Here is a 14,010-nt window from a genome sequence, read left to right as displayed (position 1 = left end):
TATGTGTACACAGTAGCCCAAGGCATCGGGGAGGGGTTGGGAGTGGGGAGGAACTTTTGCAAGAGGTATACTGATACAGCAGTTTTGTTTTACATAAAGTACAAAGTTACGGGTTTTGAGGCAGGAGGCAGGAGGCAAAAGGTAGAAGCCCTTTATATCTGATGTTGAGTCTTGCATTTTGTACCTCACTTACTTGCAAACTGCTGTAACTGTTAAAAGCCGCTTTTAGGAGTCTCTGTGGTTGCAGGTTGATTAGTATCAGAAACTTTCTGTTGGGTATTTTTCTGATTACCTTGATTTTCTAGCTTAGTTAGTGCCTGTTTTGCTAGATTTTCGGCTGCTTGTTTAAATAATGGTTCTATTCTATTTCGCCAATATTGAGTATTAGGCAACTTTTCTGGATGGTTTCTATAATCTAAAACTTTATCCCATTTCCCATCATCTATTGCTTTGTTGATCTCATTAGATAACGCCTCCGCCTTAGCCCAATCTTCCTGCCACTGGGCAATCATTTTGCCTGTTTCTTGGATACCAGAAGCAGCATTTGCCGGAACCGATCTTAAAAGTGCGATCGCTCCAATTATATCCCCGGAATCATACTTCTTTTTTGCTTGTTCGATAATATTGGCACTGTTATCATTAGACTGCGATCGTTCTGATTTTTCAGCATCGTCAGTTGACCCCTTCGGCTTTTCTGATAATGGACTTACTATATCCTTAGATTTTGGTTTTGGCTTAGGAATTGTTCGAGTTGCAATCAAGCTACTATCATCTACAATCCTAGTTGCAATGCCCTTTTCACGTAGGCAAGAACCCCATTGATCTTTATTGGCTATGACATCTGGGTGTGCCCAAGCCAAACCACCAGATTTAAGTTTAACTTCTATCCAACCTCGTTTTGTGCGCTTGCCAGTCACCTCAAAATTGGTGTTATCAGCCACAGTTTGCAAAACATTATCAGAATTTATCGAACTGGGTTCAGAACGGATATTAGAATTTCCGACGACAACAGCCGAGCATTTGTTTGCTAAGGCAGTATCCTTACCTGTAAGATTTAAAGCTAAATTTTTCACATTTGGATATACATTTGCTACCAAGGCAGCTGCACCACCCGCCAGTAATATGCCAATTAATATCGGCCAAGGGTCGGATTTACTAGAGTCTTTACGCGCAGGTTTGACAGGATTGGCTGGTGCAACTGCAACAGTTTGCAGCCGAGATACTTGAGGCTGAGATTTGGCTGCTTGATAACTAGAATTTTTGGTGGCTTCTTGAGGTATGGAAAGTGCAGGTACTGGATTAATCGCGTCTTTACACGCTTGCAGTGCTTCTGTAGCATTTTGGTAGCGGTCTTTGAAGTGATAACGCACCATCTTGGACAATACTGCCGCCAGTCGATGGTTCACGGTTACTGAATGCCGCCAGATAACTTCCCCCGTTTCGGGGTCTTCTTGCAATTCTGTTGGCTGTAATCCTGTTAATGCTTGAATGGCGATGATGCCAAGGGAATAGATGTCACTGTTGGGACGAGGTTTACCTTGCCCTTGTTCTGTGGGCATATAGCCAGGAGTACCGATAACCACTGTCGCAGAGGGTTGTCCGCCCACTGTTACCAGTTGTGTACGCAATTGCTTCACTGCTCCAAAATCAACTAAAACTAACTTATTATCTGAGGCGCGACGGATGATATTATCCGGTTTGATATCGCGGTGAATCACGCCTTGGCGATGGACAAATTCCAGAATCTCCAGAACTTCCTGCAACAGTTGAACTACTTGGCTTTCACTCCAGCGCTTACCAGGTATAAGTTCCTCAGCTAGGGTATGTCCTTCAATATATTCTTGTACTAGATAAAATTCTTGGTTTTCGTCAAAGTATGCCAGCAGCCTGGGTATCTGGTCATGGTTGCCTAGTTTTTCTAAGGTTTCGGCTTCACTGCTGAACAGGCGTTTAGCAGTATCAAAAACTCTGGGGTCAGTTCCGGGTTTGAGGTGCTTGACAACGCAGATGGGATTGCCGGGTCGCCTAGTATCTTGGGCAATGTAGGTTTGACCAAATCCTCCCATCGCGAGGACTCGAATTACTTGGTAACGATGGTCTAGTAGCTTGCCGATCATATTCCCTCCCCAGAGTTATTACCTAATTTTCCAGCTGGTAATAAATATCTCCAAATTTTCTTCAATGAAATCCGCTATCTTGAGAAAAGATTTAGATTAAAAACGCAGCTTTTTAATAAACGCAGACTGTTTATTTTTCTTTTAGTGCCCCTGTTTATTACCAATGCCACCTAAAATAACAAATCCAGTTGCATGGCAGCAGGCTGAAATCCTCATGCAACCTGCTTTCATTCGCGTTATCGACAATATCCGCAAGCAGCTTGATGAATCTTCCTGGACGGGAACTTACCATGATGTCCTGATTTGGCCGCCTAGCACCACTGATGAACTCAAAGCATTGGTGACTGAGCTATTGCAAGCAATGGAAACTGCAACACCCCAAGAAGCAGATGAAATCAGAGGAACTCTGGCTCGTCTGCCGATGCCCCATCCAGGATATCATCTACGTTTGCAGCGTCAACAGCAAGAAGCGAGTATCGATTTGTGGGAACTGTGTTATGAAGTGTGTTTTATTGAATACAGCCCAGAGAAGGAAGCTGCTGATATTGATACTAGTTTAATCGATGAATTCGGTGAAGTGGATTGGCTGCGTTTGGATGCTAAGTCAAAGGAGTTAGTTGAACAGGCGTTTGCTAAATTGCCAGAGAGTTGAAGCCCTGAAAATAGAATACACGAACTAAGCCCACTTGCGTGGGCTTATCAGGTAAGGCGATCGCTTTTTCCTCGAGCAGCAAAATCTTCACTCATGCGGCTGTAGTCTATTGAGTTGGTAGCTTCTGACTGTGTTTTCAACTTGGCGAGAAATTCTTCCATCCCTGGTATTTCTAATTGATGGAATCCGATTTGATTATCTGGACTCTTAGCCGAAATATCTCTAATAGCTTGTAGAGTCATCTTGGTTGTTTCTGAGACAGTTTTCTTTTGGATAAGAAATTGCTCCATTCCTGGTATTTCTAATTGAACAAATTTAGAATCATTTTCCATTGGTTCACTCAAACGCTCCTGTGTATATCATGCTCATTACGCAGATACGCAAAGCAATGGACACCCGTAAAGCAAATGTAAATACGCGCAATACGCAAAGTACGCAGATTAGGGGAAATGCGGTATTCTGAAAAGTATGAATAGTCGGCAGTTTAATGAAGCTTTGGAAAAGCTAAGGAAAGCACCTCGCAAGGTAGAGGTGTTGAAGTTGTTGCTGGCTGGATACACTAATGATGAGATTGCTCAGTCTAGGGGACGTGCGGAAGGAACTGTACGCAAGCAAATCTCAAATGTATATAAAGATTTTGGTATTAAAAGCGAATTTCCAGGCGATCGCCCTTTAAGAGACAAGTTAAAGGATCTATTTCTCAAGTACAAACCTGAGTGGGTAAGTAATTACTCTCCTGCTATTACCAATGAAGCTAGCAACCAATTGGAAAAGATAAACTATGACGGTGTGACTTCTTTAGTTTTGTCAGGTGACGAAATTTTTGAAGAACCTGGGGAGGAATTGATGTTTTTGGCTATCAATATACTTGAGGCGCTCGGTTTTGAGCAAAAGTTTAAGATGAGCAAGGCATTGCAATATGTAGGCTATCGACTAAAAAAGCTGGAAAAAGGAAGTAATTCTTATCAACTTATTTTATTAAAACAGAAAGAGCGTTTATCTATTTCTATGCCCTTAGATATTTTAGAACCACATTTACTCAACCTGAAGTATTGGGAATACAGTGATGCTGTAGAAGAGATATGCCTTTGTACAAAGGGAAGGTTTTGGGTATTACCTAATAAAAAAGATATTTTTTTAGAATCACTCCATCTTAATTATTGGCACATCTTGCAAGTTGAAGGTCAAACAGTGGGTGATAGATATATTGCTGGCTCTAGCATGACCTTAGAGGAATTTAACCCGGAAACTTTGAGTGATGGTAGCACTTACTTAGTAGTCAATTATGACGAGCGTTTTAATGATAAGTGGAATATGTGGAAGGTATCCATTAATTTAAAGGAAGTCCTGCAAGACTTTCTTAGTTATTTTGGAAAAATTTTAATGGATAAGCATTAATATATTGAACGTATTTTAAATACAACATATTAGGTGAAGACGCATTATTTCTGCCCATCCAGCTACTTGCACTGAAAAAAAGCTATATGAACAAGCCTGAAGAAGAACTAGAACTACACCTAAGACCCCGTGCGAAAGAAACAGTATCAATAAAGATACCAACAGATACATTGCGATCGCTCGAAAAAGTAGCAGCCAGTCAAGATATGTCACTTGAAGCCTTGCTAAAGTTATATATTGGGCAGAGTTTGCGGCAAGATTTAGCCAAGTTATCATCTGAGTAGGTACTGGAATAAACCGCTGAAGTTTTAGCAAGACACATTGAATCGAAAGAGGAAATTTTAACCATCATTCAAGAAATTCAAGCGGAAGCAACTCTTTAGTTCACAGCCAGCAAAAATTAACAGATAAGTTGAAGAACAAAAAATGTCTAATAAAACAAACTACACCGAAGCTTGCAATAATTTTGAAAAAATTTACGAAGAGGCAATTAGCACTCGTGAACCTGTAGTTGTTAATCGTGAAGGTGCAGAAAGCGTATCTGTCATACCTACTGTGGAACTTAACAGCATCATAGAGACAGCATATTTGTTCCAATCACCTGAGAATGCAGTACGTCTTTTAGATGCTTTACAACGTGTTAAAGCTAAGACTAATATGCCCCAAACTATAGACGAGTTGCGTAAGGAGTTCTCGCTCTACGAAGAAGAGTAAATAAATTCAATGTCGGATAACTTACAACCAGATGCACTTCCCCAATCTGAAGTTTCTCAAGAAGATAATTTAGAACGTAACCTCGTTTTTGACCGGAGATTTCTGGAAGACCTTACCTACTGGGTAGAGACAAATAGAAAAACTGCACTCCGCGTCTTATCTTTAGTTGAAGAGATTAGGCGGAATCCCTTTGAAGGTACAGGCAATCCTGAAAGATTGAGATACTATGATGCAAATGTATGGTCGCGCCGAATCACTCAAACTGACCGGATTGTTTACGTAGTAAGTGATAACCGAATCGAGTTTATTCAGGCACGATACCATTATAACGATCGCTAATTTCATGATTAAATAATGTAATTTTGAAAAAGAGCGATCGCCATGAATCGCCGTTATCACTCTCATAACGACAGAACTTAATGTCGTAACGACAGGTTTAATGTTCTTAACAAAATAATGATTTTACTAACGACAGCTTTAACGTTCTTCACAAAATCACGATTTTCATCAACAAAATAATGATTTTGCTAACCACAGCTTTAATTTTCTTCACAAAATCGCGATTTTCATCAACAAAAGAATGATTTTGCTAACCACAGCTTTAATTTTCTTCACAAAATCGCGCTGTTGATAAGATTTTGATTAAACGTTAGAAGAAAACCGGAGGTAGATTGAAGCCGCAAACGCTTATTTGCTAAGATTTCCAGTGCGACAACATTCAAACAGGGCAACTTCTGATCGCTATGCCAACATCTACACTTGACGATAAAGACGCAGCTGCTATCCAAGCTGCCAGAGTTGGGGTTGCAATCTGCGATCGCACCGCCTGGGGACGGATCAAAGTAGCTGGCGACGATCGCCTCAACTTCTTACACAACCAAAGTACTAACAATTTCCAAATACTCAAGCCAGGACAAGGTTGTGATACGGTTTTTGTTACTTCCACAGCCAGAACAATTGATTTAGTAACCGCCTACGTTAGAGAAGATGCGGTAATCTTGCTGGTTTCACCCAACCGTCGCCAGTTTTTGATGGAATGGCTGGATAAATATATTTTCTATGCAGATAAGGTGGAATTATCTGATATTACCCAATACACCAACACCTTCAGCCTGATTGGCCCAGGAAGCGACGCTGTTTTAGAAAAGTTGGGTATTGGCGAACTGATCGGCCAACCTTATGGTAGTCACCAAGTATACACGATCGCTCCGGCTGAGGGCGTGCGGATTGCTGTAGGTAGCGGGTTAGCTGCGCCCGGATACACCTTCACTTTCCCCTATACTGATAAAGAAACAGTGTGGAACAAATTGTTAGAAGCTGGGGCAGTAGAGATGAGCGATCGCGCTTGGGATGCTTTGCGAATCTTACAAGGCCGCCCTGCGCCAGATGCGGAACTCACAGATGATTACAATCCTCTGGAAGTTGGCTTGTGGCAAACAATTTCTTTTACTAAAGGTTGCTATATTGGGCAAGAAACTATTGCTCGATTAAATACATATAAAGGTGTAAAACAACACCTGCTTGGAGTTCGCCTCAGTGCCCCTGTGGAAGTTGGAAGTGCGATCGCAGTTGGAGATGAAAAGGTCGGCAAACTTACTAGTTACACCCAAACAGCTGATGGTTACTTTGGACTAGGTTACATTCGCACCAAAGCTGGTGGCGTAGGTTTAAAAGTCCAAGTAGGAGAAACTGAGGGTGAAATAGTAGAAATCCCGTTTGTTTCTCACGAGTACCCGTAATTCAAATTAAAATATCTTTCTCTTTATCCCTAGCACCGTAACAAAATTCATCTACCCAAGAAGCTAAACTACGGGCATTTGTAGTTGGTAAATTTACTTTGCTCTTAACTTCTTGTGGTTGAATATTCGGTTGTTTGTCGTTGCTTTTAACCTTAGTAGTAATTGCTAGCGATGCTCTTGAAGGGAGCTGCCCAACGGGCGATGTCTGACGACAAGCTGCAAAGCAGTTACGCACTGGTTTGCCATTACTGTCAATCTCAGTAGTAATTGCCAGGAATGCGCCTACAGGGATTCGGTTAGATGGCGGGTTGCTTTTAACCTCAGTAGCTAACACCGCAGATGGCATAGTTTTGGCTTTGGTGTTAACCTCAGCAGTCATTGTCAGCGAGTTTCCTGAAGGGAGGCGTTCAAGGGGCGATTCTAGTGGTTGATATTCGCTTACAAAACCAGAGGCTGGCGTTTTGGCTGGAGTATCTGGAGCAATTTTAGTAGCAAATGTAACTACCAACTCAGGTTTGCTTGTACGAACTACCTCAGTAGTAGCTGTAAATGATGGCACAAGTTTCTCGGCGCGTGGCAAGTGGGAGTCTGGAGTTTTAGCAAGAGAATTAGGCACAATCTCGGTAGCAGTTACAACTGATGACAGATGTTTATCCTCAGAAGACTTCTCATCTGGCGACTCGTTTTCAACTTGAGAGGTAGCTATAAAATGGTCTGATTTTATTAAACGTAACTCTTGATCGGGATTGAAGTTAAGACCTAAAGCAGCGACTATTTTATCTGGATCGTTATTCAGCTGCACCATAAAAGAAAGTATTTCATCAAACTGGGGTTCCAAAACAGACAGTGTTGCCAAAATAAAACCGGACAAAGGACGGCGCAAACCATCGTAAGTGGCCCAAATTCGCATTTTGACCAGCCAGGAAATATTTTGCTTGTAGTAAATAAGCCACTTTTGTTTTAAGGATTGACGCAGCTGCTGGATATTCATTGGGTAGATGCCTCACTTCAGTCAAAAATATTGCAGACCCCAATCTTGTTAATTAGCTTTCTTTCTGGGGATGAAACCGATAATAGAGCATCTGTTCGACTCTTTGACCACCTAGCAAATGATTTTCTATCAGTAGAGATACTTCATCAGGTTGAACGCCGCTATACCAGACCATATCGGGTAATATCAGCACCATCGGCCCATTGCCACATTGTCCTAAACAGCTGCTAGCCGTTACAGTTACACCAGGGATTGGCAAAGCTGTAAAAGCGGCTAAAACCTTGGCTGCACCTTGTTTTTTGCAAGTACGATTTTGACAAACCCGCACACATTTAGGAGAATCTCGATTTATTATCGGGAAGTCTGATGGTTGAGTTAGGTTGTTCATTTGTCCTTTGTCCTTTGTCCTTTGTCCTTTGTCCTTTGTCATTAGTCATTTGTCCTTTGTCAAAAGTCGGAAGCTAATGACCAATACAACTTTTGGAGAGGCTGCGCCAACGACTATGCTCAGTACAAGTGACTAATGACCAATAACTAATGACCAATGACTAATCTATTAAAAGTCCTTTTGAGGCTAGCCATTCCGGGTTAAATATCCGCGACTGATACCGGGAACCACTATCACACAAGATGGTGACAATGGTATGTCCCGGCCCCAACTGCCTCGCTAAGGCAACAGCTGCCCCAACATTAATACCCGTTGAGCCGCCCATTAACAATCCATCTTTTTTCAGCAGTTGGTAAACTACTCGCAAAGCTTCTTTATCATCGATTTGGATGGCATCATCAGCAGGTGCGCCTTCCATATTGGCTGTGACACGACCATTACCAATGCCTTCAGTGATGGAATTTCCTTCTATCTTGATTTCGCCAGTTTTGACATAGCTATAAAGTCCACTACCTAGCGGATCGGCTACAACACATTTAATTGCTGGATTTTGTTCTTTTAAGTACAATGCTACACCAGCATAAGTACCACCAGTACCAGTTGCAGTTGTCCATGCATCTATTTTACCATCTGTCTGCGTCCAAATTTCCGGCCCTGTGGTTTCGTAGTGGGCGAGGCGGTTGGCTAAATTATCAAACTGATTTGCCCAAATGGCATTTTCCAACTCAGCAGCGACTCTACCAGATAGCTTGACGTAGTTGTTCGGGTCTTTGTAGGGTACGGCGGGGACGGGACGAACTTCTGCTCCTAGTGCTGTCAGTGCGTCTATCTTTTCTTGTGATTGGGTATCGGGAATAATAATTAGGCATTTGTAGCCTTTAGCGTTGCAAATATGTGCTAGTCCAATGCCAGTATTACCAGCGGATCCTTCTACAACCGTGCCACCAGGTTTGAGTAGACCTTTCTTTTCTGCATCTTCGATAATGTAAAGTGCGGCGCGGTCTTTGACAGAACCTCCAGGATTGAGAAATTCTGCTTTCGCAAGGATTTCACACCCTGTTTCTTCGCTAAAACTGTTTAAGCGAATTAAAGGGGTATTGCCAACAGCGCCAACGAAGCCATTCTTTATATCCATTTTGACTGTACTTGTGTGAGTCTCTATAAAAATTTTGGCTGATAGCTGTAGCATGATTTACAACTGATTTGCCTCAAATTCTATGATACTTACATTGAAGGGCTTGCCGTTGGTGTACTTCCTATCTCACTTTTAACTGCCCACTTATTCACTTTCCGTAGTAAACTCTGGCATTACTGTATCCGAGCTTTCGTATATACCTGTTCCATTCCTCAGCTTGGAATCGATTGGGGAAGGGCCCTACTGCTACGTGTGGCCCCCGTGGTTGCGTCCTTTCGAGGACTCCGCCAGATCGTTCTAAATCTTGCGTAAATTGGCCTAGATTCTGCCTAATTTGTGCTGCGATCGCAGGTAACTGTTCAGAAGTGGTGGGAATGGCGACATAATATCTAAAGACTCGCCTATTAGCATTTATATTATTGCGATCGTCTATATAGTTATAGTTGCCATTACCTGCATTTATTTCTTGTCCGTTACCAAAGCTAATAATTCGGGCGTTATATATGCCTCGTGATTGTAGCTCATTTACCCGTTGTTGGGCGTTGGCTACTCTGTTAAAAACTCCTGATTGAATTACATTCCGGCCTTGGAACTGGCGAATGTAAGCACTGGGTTCAATCTGACGTATTGCTTGTAGTGTCTGGTAATCACTACCATCAACATAAACTAAATAGCGCTCAAAGTTCTGGTTATATTGACTAAACTGTGCGGGTTGAGAGGGCTGAAAATTTTGCTCAAATTGATTGTTCTGTAATGGTTGGGAGGGCTGAAAGTTTACTTCCGGCTGATTGTTCTGTACTGGTTGGGAAGGCTGAAAGTTCACTTCCGGTTGATTGAAGTCCTGTAGTTGAATCGGTTGTAACTGCGGTGATGGCTGTTGACCAAAAGGAATTGGCGGTGGCGGTAAAATCTCACCAGTTTCTTGAGCCAGTAGCACGTTGCTGTTGGAAATTTGTGCTTGTGCTGGGGTAGAGTCGGGAATCAGTACTAAGCATCCTCCTACTAACAAAAAGAGAAGTTTGATAGTGGGCTTCCAACCCTGAGAACTTCGACGCAGCATCTGAAATGGGATAAATTGACTTGATATTACTCTCGACATAATAGTTAGAAAGTAGTCACAGTATTTTTAAGTAATTTCATATCAGAAACTTATTGTTCACCGTTGTAGTAACTATATAGCGTTAACGTAAAGTTACCTCATCTGCGTGGCAAAAAATACATCTGTAATTAATCTTAGATGAAAGCTGTTTACGGACGCGCTTGCTGCTGTTATGGATGGAAGAAACAAGTCATAATCCTCTTCCCTTCTGCCTTCCTCCTGCCTTCTGCCTTTAAAACTGAAGCGCTTTAGTAGCAAGGCTTTGAAGAGTGTGTGCTACAATTGGACAACCACGCAGCTATCGTGTCGTGCTTTGTATGAAAAAAGTCGTCGTTGGTCTTTCTGGTGGCGTTGACAGTTCCACCGCCGCAGCTATCCTGCACCATCAGGGCTATGAAGTGATTGGTTTGACTCTTTGGCTAATGAAAGGCAAAGGTCAATGTTGCTCTGAAGGTATGATCGACGCGGCTGATATCTGTGAACAATTGGGCGTTCCCCATCAGATTGTCGATATTCGGGATGTCTTTCAGACGCATATTGTCGATTACCTGGTGACTGGTTACAGTGCTGGAATCACACCTTTGCCTTGCTCCCAGTGCAATAAAACGGTGAAGTTTGGGCCAATGGTGCAGTATGCTCGTGAAGAATTGGGATGCGATCGCATTGCCACTGGTCATTATGCCCGAATTAGCTATGACGAAGCAACTGGACGTTACCAGTTATTAAGGGCTGTTGATCGCAACAAAGACCAGTCATACTTTCTCTATGATTTGTCTCAATATTTACTTGCAGCAACGATATTTCCTCTAGGCGAACTAGAAAAAACTGACACGCGCCGGATTGCGACTGAATACGGACTGAAAACTGCTGATAAGCCAGAAAGTCAAGACTTATGCTTAGTGGAAAGTAACGGTTCCATGCGGGCATTTTTGGATAAATATTTAGCTCCCAAAACAGGCGATATTGTCGATGTTACAGGCAAAGTTTTGGGACAGCATGATGGTGTCCATCACTACACAATTGGCCAGCGCAAAGGCTTGGGGATTGCTGCTGCCGAACCGTTGTATGTGATTGAATTAGATGCGGAAAATAATAAAGTAGTAGTAGGCGATCGCACAAAAGTAACTCAACCAGAATGCACTGTAAATCGGGTAAATTGGGTTTCCATTGCCGAACCATCTACCCCAATTCATGCCGACGTGCAAATTCGCTATCGTTCAACGGCTACACCCGTGACGGTGATTCCGTTGGAAAACTCTCGTGTGCGTTTGGTGTTTGATGAACCCCAAATCAGCATCACCCCTGGACAAGCGGCGGTGTGGTACGACGGCGAGAAAGTGTTAGGTGGCGGAATAATTGAACAGTTTAGTTAAAAATAACTTTTACCCTGTTTTGGCATAAAGCAAAACCACCCTTCCTTACTTGTAAGGAGGGGTATTTTTATTATTAAATTGGATATATGCCGGAAGAACCTATCTCTGACCAGTTTTTGATACAGTTATTAGAAAGCTATACCTCAGCAGAGGTGACAGAGATTCAAAAGTACATAAGTGAGTGGGATGCTGCCACCTATACGAGTGTTGCCCAGAGTATCTTAGACCATGCTAATGAAAAGGAATTGACCCATTAAAGTATCTACGCAAGGCTCATAACTTTAATAAAAAAGGAGCGATTAGAGTTCCGAAAACTGGATATCGTGGAGATAGTTCAGCTGTATATCGTAAAAGCAATGAATATCTGATTGTCAGATCCGATAAATATGGTACTGAAAAGATAGTTACTTATGGAGTCAATGATGACTAAAGCAATTTTAAATCAGCAAGAATTAATTAAGAGAAACATTATTCAATTATTAGCACAGTTGACTAATACTTATCAAAATACACGCGGTGAACGAAAAGAAATTTCTATTCATTTTCCACCAGAAGAGGAAGATTTTTCACTTTTAGAAGAACTTGAACTTTTAACAGTAAATATTAGAGGTTATGCAAGTCAAATTCAATCCACAGGTCAAATTGTCAATCAAGCCCAGGCAATTGACCAATTACAAGCTATGCGAGTTTTAAATGTACCTCAGATTGCGAATTTTTATTTTGGCAGTAATGGCAATTATGAACAGATAAATAGTTATATTAGAACGTTAGATTATTTGCGGTTACTACTGTTGGAATATTTGCAGCTTCAAAAACCATAGTACTGAAATAGCGATCGCTTTTTATCTTTAACCAAGGTTCAGTCAATCAATCAGATAAACAACTGTTAATTTCATTAATTATCTCAATAATTTTATCTTCATTATTTTGATAACCTTGCTCTTTAGCTACTGCTAATGCTTGCTGATAATATTTCAGGGCTTTGGAATGTTGTTTGATCTCAATAAATAGTTCGCCTATATGTTCAATATTTTGAAGTTCAGTCATCCGATTGCCTAATCGTTTACAAATAATTAAAGATTGCTGATAGCATTTTATAGCTTTTTCATACTCTTTCAGATGTCTATACATCAACCCTAAAATACTAAGAGTATTACTCTCACTCAGACTATCTCCAATTTCTTTACTAATTGCTAGAGCTTCTTGAAGATAATTTTGTGCTTTTGAGTAATTTCCTAAATCGCAATAGACATCACCTATGAGATAAAGAGTCTCTGCCTGGCCTGGACGAGCCTTAATTTCTCGTCGAAGTGCTAATGCCAGCTCGTAATAGCTTAATGCTTTTTCAAAGTCTTTTAAACTAGCGTTAAGCAACCCAAGATTACTCAAAACAGTAGCCTCTGTGTCGCGATCGCCCATCTTACTTGCTATTACTAATGCTTCTTGATAGCATTCTAAAGCTGTTGTATAATTTCTATAGCGAAAGTATATATGACCTATATTATTTAGGGTTGTACTTTGACCACCAAAATCACCAATCTGCCGATGTAGACTTAAAGCTTCTTCATAGTATTGAAATGCTTTTGGAAATTCTTCTAGAAAACTATAAACTGCTCCAATGTTATTTAAAGTAGTACCTTCGTCTTGCTGCGCTCCTATTTCTCGACGAATTGATAAAGCTTGGTGATAATATTTTAATGCCTCTTGATACTGTCCTGTCTGATCATAAATACCTCCAAAATTATTGAGGGCTGTAGCTTCGTTAGCGCGATCATCTAATTGTTTGAAAATTTTAAAAGCTTTTTTATAGTGTTCTAGCGCTTTTGTATATTGTCCCATCTGGCGATAAACACATCCTATATTATTCAGGGAATAAGCTTGACCTGATAAATGATTATTTTCTATCTGAATATTAAGACTTTGATGATGTAGCTCTAATGCTTCTGGATATTGGCTTAATTCATTGTAAATTTGTCCTATATTGTTAAGAATAGATGTTTCACCATTTCGATGATTTTGACTCCTGTAAATTTTTAGTGCCTCTTGATATTTCTCTAAGGCTTTTTGAGGCTGTCCAAGCCTTTCATAAATTAAGCCAGTATGACTGAGAGTAGCAGCTTCATTAGATAGATGGCCTACTTCTCTACTAATTATTAAGGAGTGATTATAGTGCTGTAGTGCTTCTGAATATTGTCCTAATAATGAATACACTGCCCCAATACCACAAAGTGTTTTTCCTTCCATTTTGCGATCCATGACCTCAAGATGAAGAGAAAGCGCTTTTTGATAGTTCTCTAAAGCATTTGAATATTGTCCAATACTACGATAAGCACCCCCAATATTACTAAGACAGGACTTACGCAACTGGCACAGGCGATCGCGAAAATATAGTACATTTGTATGA

Annotated in this window: 16 protein-coding genes; 9 read left to right on the top strand and 7 right to left on the bottom strand. The window is 41.1% G+C overall.

Annotated elements, in window-relative coordinates; genetic code table 11:
* Positions 1 to 212: 212 nt before the first annotated feature.
* Positions 213 to 2,117, bottom strand: coding sequence for a protein kinase (locus tag ACFE93_RS31110; protein ID WP_375479421.1), 1,905 nt, complete (start codon positions 2,115 to 2,117; stop codon positions 213 to 215).
* A gap of 163 nt (positions 2,118 to 2,280) precedes the next feature.
* Between ACFE93_RS31110 and ACFE93_RS31105 the strand changes: the two genes are divergently transcribed.
* On the top strand, positions 2,281 to 2,769 hold the full coding sequence (locus ACFE93_RS31105; protein ID WP_375479419.1) for a hypothetical protein: 489 nt from the start codon (positions 2,281 to 2,283) through the stop codon (positions 2,767 to 2,769).
* 47 nt (positions 2,770 to 2,816) lie between these two features.
* Here the strand turns inward: ACFE93_RS31105 and ACFE93_RS31100 are convergent, their stop codons facing one another.
* A complete protein-coding gene (locus ACFE93_RS31100) occupies positions 2,817 to 3,101 on the bottom strand; it encodes a hypothetical protein (RefSeq protein ID WP_375479417.1) in 285 nt (94 codons plus the stop codon).
* A gap of 136 nt (positions 3,102 to 3,237) precedes the next feature.
* On the opposite strand from ACFE93_RS31100, the gene ACFE93_RS31095 reads away from it, so the two are divergent.
* The 5 genes from ACFE93_RS31095 (at position 3,238) to ACFE93_RS31075 (ending at position 6,620) form a co-directional block, all read left to right on the top strand.
* Positions 3,238 to 4,167, top strand: a complete 930-nt coding sequence (locus ACFE93_RS31095) for a helix-turn-helix transcriptional regulator (protein ID WP_375479415.1) — start codon at positions 3,238 to 3,240, stop codon at positions 4,165 to 4,167.
* 86 nt (positions 4,168 to 4,253) lie between these two features.
* On the top strand, positions 4,254 to 4,451 hold the full coding sequence (locus ACFE93_RS31090; protein WP_375479413.1) for a hypothetical protein: 198 nt from the start codon (positions 4,254 to 4,256) through the stop codon (positions 4,449 to 4,451).
* Positions 4,452 to 4,593: 142 nt separating this feature from the next.
* A complete protein-coding gene (locus tag ACFE93_RS31085; protein ID WP_375479411.1) occupies positions 4,594 to 4,881 on the top strand; it encodes a type II toxin-antitoxin system Phd/YefM family antitoxin in 288 nt (95 codons plus the stop codon).
* Between the two features lie 9 nt (positions 4,882 to 4,890).
* Positions 4,891 to 5,220 carry a Txe/YoeB family addiction module toxin gene (locus ACFE93_RS31080; protein ID WP_375479409.1) on the top strand — a complete coding sequence of 110 codons (330 nt, stop codon included), beginning with the start codon at positions 4,891 to 4,893 and terminating at the stop codon, positions 5,218 to 5,220.
* Positions 5,221 to 5,624: 404 nt separating this feature from the next.
* The gene (locus ACFE93_RS31075; protein WP_375479407.1) at positions 5,625 to 6,620 is read left to right on the top strand and encodes a YgfZ/GcvT domain-containing protein; all 996 of its coding nucleotides are present in this window, start codon (positions 5,625 to 5,627) and stop codon (positions 6,618 to 6,620) included.
* A 1-nt stretch (position 6,621) separates the two neighbouring features.
* On the opposite strand, the gene ACFE93_RS31070 is transcribed toward ACFE93_RS31075, so the two are convergent.
* The 4 genes from ACFE93_RS31070 to ACFE93_RS31055 form a co-directional block, all read right to left on the bottom strand.
* Positions 6,622 to 7,611, bottom strand: a complete 990-nt coding sequence (locus ACFE93_RS31070) for a DUF5331 domain-containing protein (protein ID WP_375479405.1) — start codon at positions 7,609 to 7,611, stop codon at positions 6,622 to 6,624.
* A gap of 52 nt (positions 7,612 to 7,663) precedes the next feature.
* Positions 7,664 to 7,999 (bottom strand): ferredoxin, encoded by a 336-nt coding sequence (locus ACFE93_RS31065; protein ID WP_375479425.1) that lies wholly within the window; start codon positions 7,997 to 7,999, stop codon positions 7,664 to 7,666.
* A gap of 160 nt (positions 8,000 to 8,159) precedes the next feature.
* A complete protein-coding gene (locus tag ACFE93_RS31060) occupies positions 8,160 to 9,134 on the bottom strand; it encodes a cysteine synthase A (protein WP_375479403.1) in 975 nt (324 codons plus the stop codon).
* A gap of 148 nt (positions 9,135 to 9,282) precedes the next feature.
* The gene (locus ACFE93_RS31055; RefSeq protein WP_375479401.1) at positions 9,283 to 10,233 is read right to left on the bottom strand and encodes a hypothetical protein; all 951 of its coding nucleotides are present in this window, start codon (positions 10,231 to 10,233) and stop codon (positions 9,283 to 9,285) included.
* A gap of 317 nt (positions 10,234 to 10,550) precedes the next feature.
* Here ACFE93_RS31055 and mnmA point away from each other — a divergent pair, with 317 nt between their 5' ends.
* The 3 genes from mnmA to ACFE93_RS31040 all read left to right on the top strand — a co-directional run bounded on the left by mnmA (position 10,551) and on the right by ACFE93_RS31040 (position 12,427).
* On the top strand, positions 10,551 to 11,606 hold the full coding sequence (gene mnmA / locus ACFE93_RS31050; RefSeq protein WP_375479423.1) for a tRNA 2-thiouridine(34) synthase MnmA: 1,056 nt from the start codon (positions 10,551 to 10,553) through the stop codon (positions 11,604 to 11,606).
* Positions 11,607 to 11,692: 86 nt separating this feature from the next.
* Positions 11,693 to 11,863 carry a hypothetical protein gene (locus ACFE93_RS31045; RefSeq protein ID WP_375479399.1) on the top strand — a complete coding sequence of 57 codons (171 nt, stop codon included), beginning with the start codon at positions 11,693 to 11,695 and terminating at the stop codon, positions 11,861 to 11,863.
* Positions 11,864 to 12,025: 162 nt separating this feature from the next.
* Positions 12,026 to 12,427 (top strand): hypothetical protein, encoded by a 402-nt coding sequence (locus tag ACFE93_RS31040; protein ID WP_375479397.1) that lies wholly within the window; start codon positions 12,026 to 12,028, stop codon positions 12,425 to 12,427.
* 46 nt (positions 12,428 to 12,473) lie between these two features.
* Here the strand turns inward: ACFE93_RS31040 and ACFE93_RS31035 are convergent.
* Positions 12,474 to 14,010 (bottom strand): tetratricopeptide repeat protein (locus tag ACFE93_RS31035; protein WP_375479395.1); only part of this gene is annotated, 1,537 nt, incomplete at its 5' end.

The organism is uncultured Nostoc sp., from assembly GCF_964247315.1.
In the GTDB taxonomy this organism is placed as follows: Bacteria; Cyanobacteriota; Cyanobacteriia; order Cyanobacteriales; family Nostocaceae; genus Nostoc.
The sequence above is the reverse complement of the archived record's forward strand: the minus strand, read 5'-3'. Positions and strand labels throughout refer to the sequence as shown.

Excerpts from the sequence above, each read along its gene's own strand:
- ACFE93_RS31065 (WP_375479425.1), bottom strand. The coding sequence starts at position 7,999 with ATGAACAACCTAACTCAACCATCAGACTTCCCGATAATAAATCGAGAT.
- ACFE93_RS31040 (WP_375479397.1), top strand. The coding sequence starts at position 12,026 with ATGATGACTAAAGCAATTTTAAATCAGCAAGAATTAATTAAGAGAAAC.
- mnmA (WP_375479423.1), top strand. The coding sequence starts at position 10,551 with ATGAAAAAAGTCGTCGTTGGTCTTTCTGGTGGCGTTGACAGTTCCACC.
- ACFE93_RS31080 (WP_375479409.1), top strand. The coding sequence starts at position 4,891 with ATGTCGGATAACTTACAACCAGATGCACTTCCCCAATCTGAAGTTTCT.
- ACFE93_RS31110 (WP_375479421.1), bottom strand. The coding sequence starts at position 2,117 with ATGATCGGCAAGCTACTAGACCATCGTTACCAAGTAATTCGAGTCCTC.
- ACFE93_RS31070 (WP_375479405.1), bottom strand. The coding sequence starts at position 7,611 with ATGAATATCCAGCAGCTGCGTCAATCCTTAAAACAAAAGTGGCTTATT.
- ACFE93_RS31055 (WP_375479401.1), bottom strand. The coding sequence starts at position 10,233 with ATGTCGAGAGTAATATCAAGTCAATTTATCCCATTTCAGATGCTGCGT.
- ACFE93_RS31100 (WP_375479417.1), bottom strand. The coding sequence starts at position 3,101 with ATGGAAAATGATTCTAAATTTGTTCAATTAGAAATACCAGGAATGGAG.
- ACFE93_RS31090 (WP_375479413.1), top strand. The coding sequence starts at position 4,254 with ATGAACAAGCCTGAAGAAGAACTAGAACTACACCTAAGACCCCGTGCG.
- ACFE93_RS31095 (WP_375479415.1), top strand. The coding sequence starts at position 3,238 with ATGAATAGTCGGCAGTTTAATGAAGCTTTGGAAAAGCTAAGGAAAGCA.
- ACFE93_RS31060 (WP_375479403.1), bottom strand. The coding sequence starts at position 9,134 with ATGGATATAAAGAATGGCTTCGTTGGCGCTGTTGGCAATACCCCTTTA.
- ACFE93_RS31085 (WP_375479411.1), top strand. The coding sequence starts at position 4,594 with ATGTCTAATAAAACAAACTACACCGAAGCTTGCAATAATTTTGAAAAA.
- ACFE93_RS31045 (WP_375479399.1), top strand. The coding sequence starts at position 11,693 with ATGCCGGAAGAACCTATCTCTGACCAGTTTTTGATACAGTTATTAGAA.
- ACFE93_RS31075 (WP_375479407.1), top strand. The coding sequence starts at position 5,625 with ATGCCAACATCTACACTTGACGATAAAGACGCAGCTGCTATCCAAGCT.
- ACFE93_RS31105 (WP_375479419.1), top strand. The coding sequence starts at position 2,281 with ATGCCACCTAAAATAACAAATCCAGTTGCATGGCAGCAGGCTGAAATC.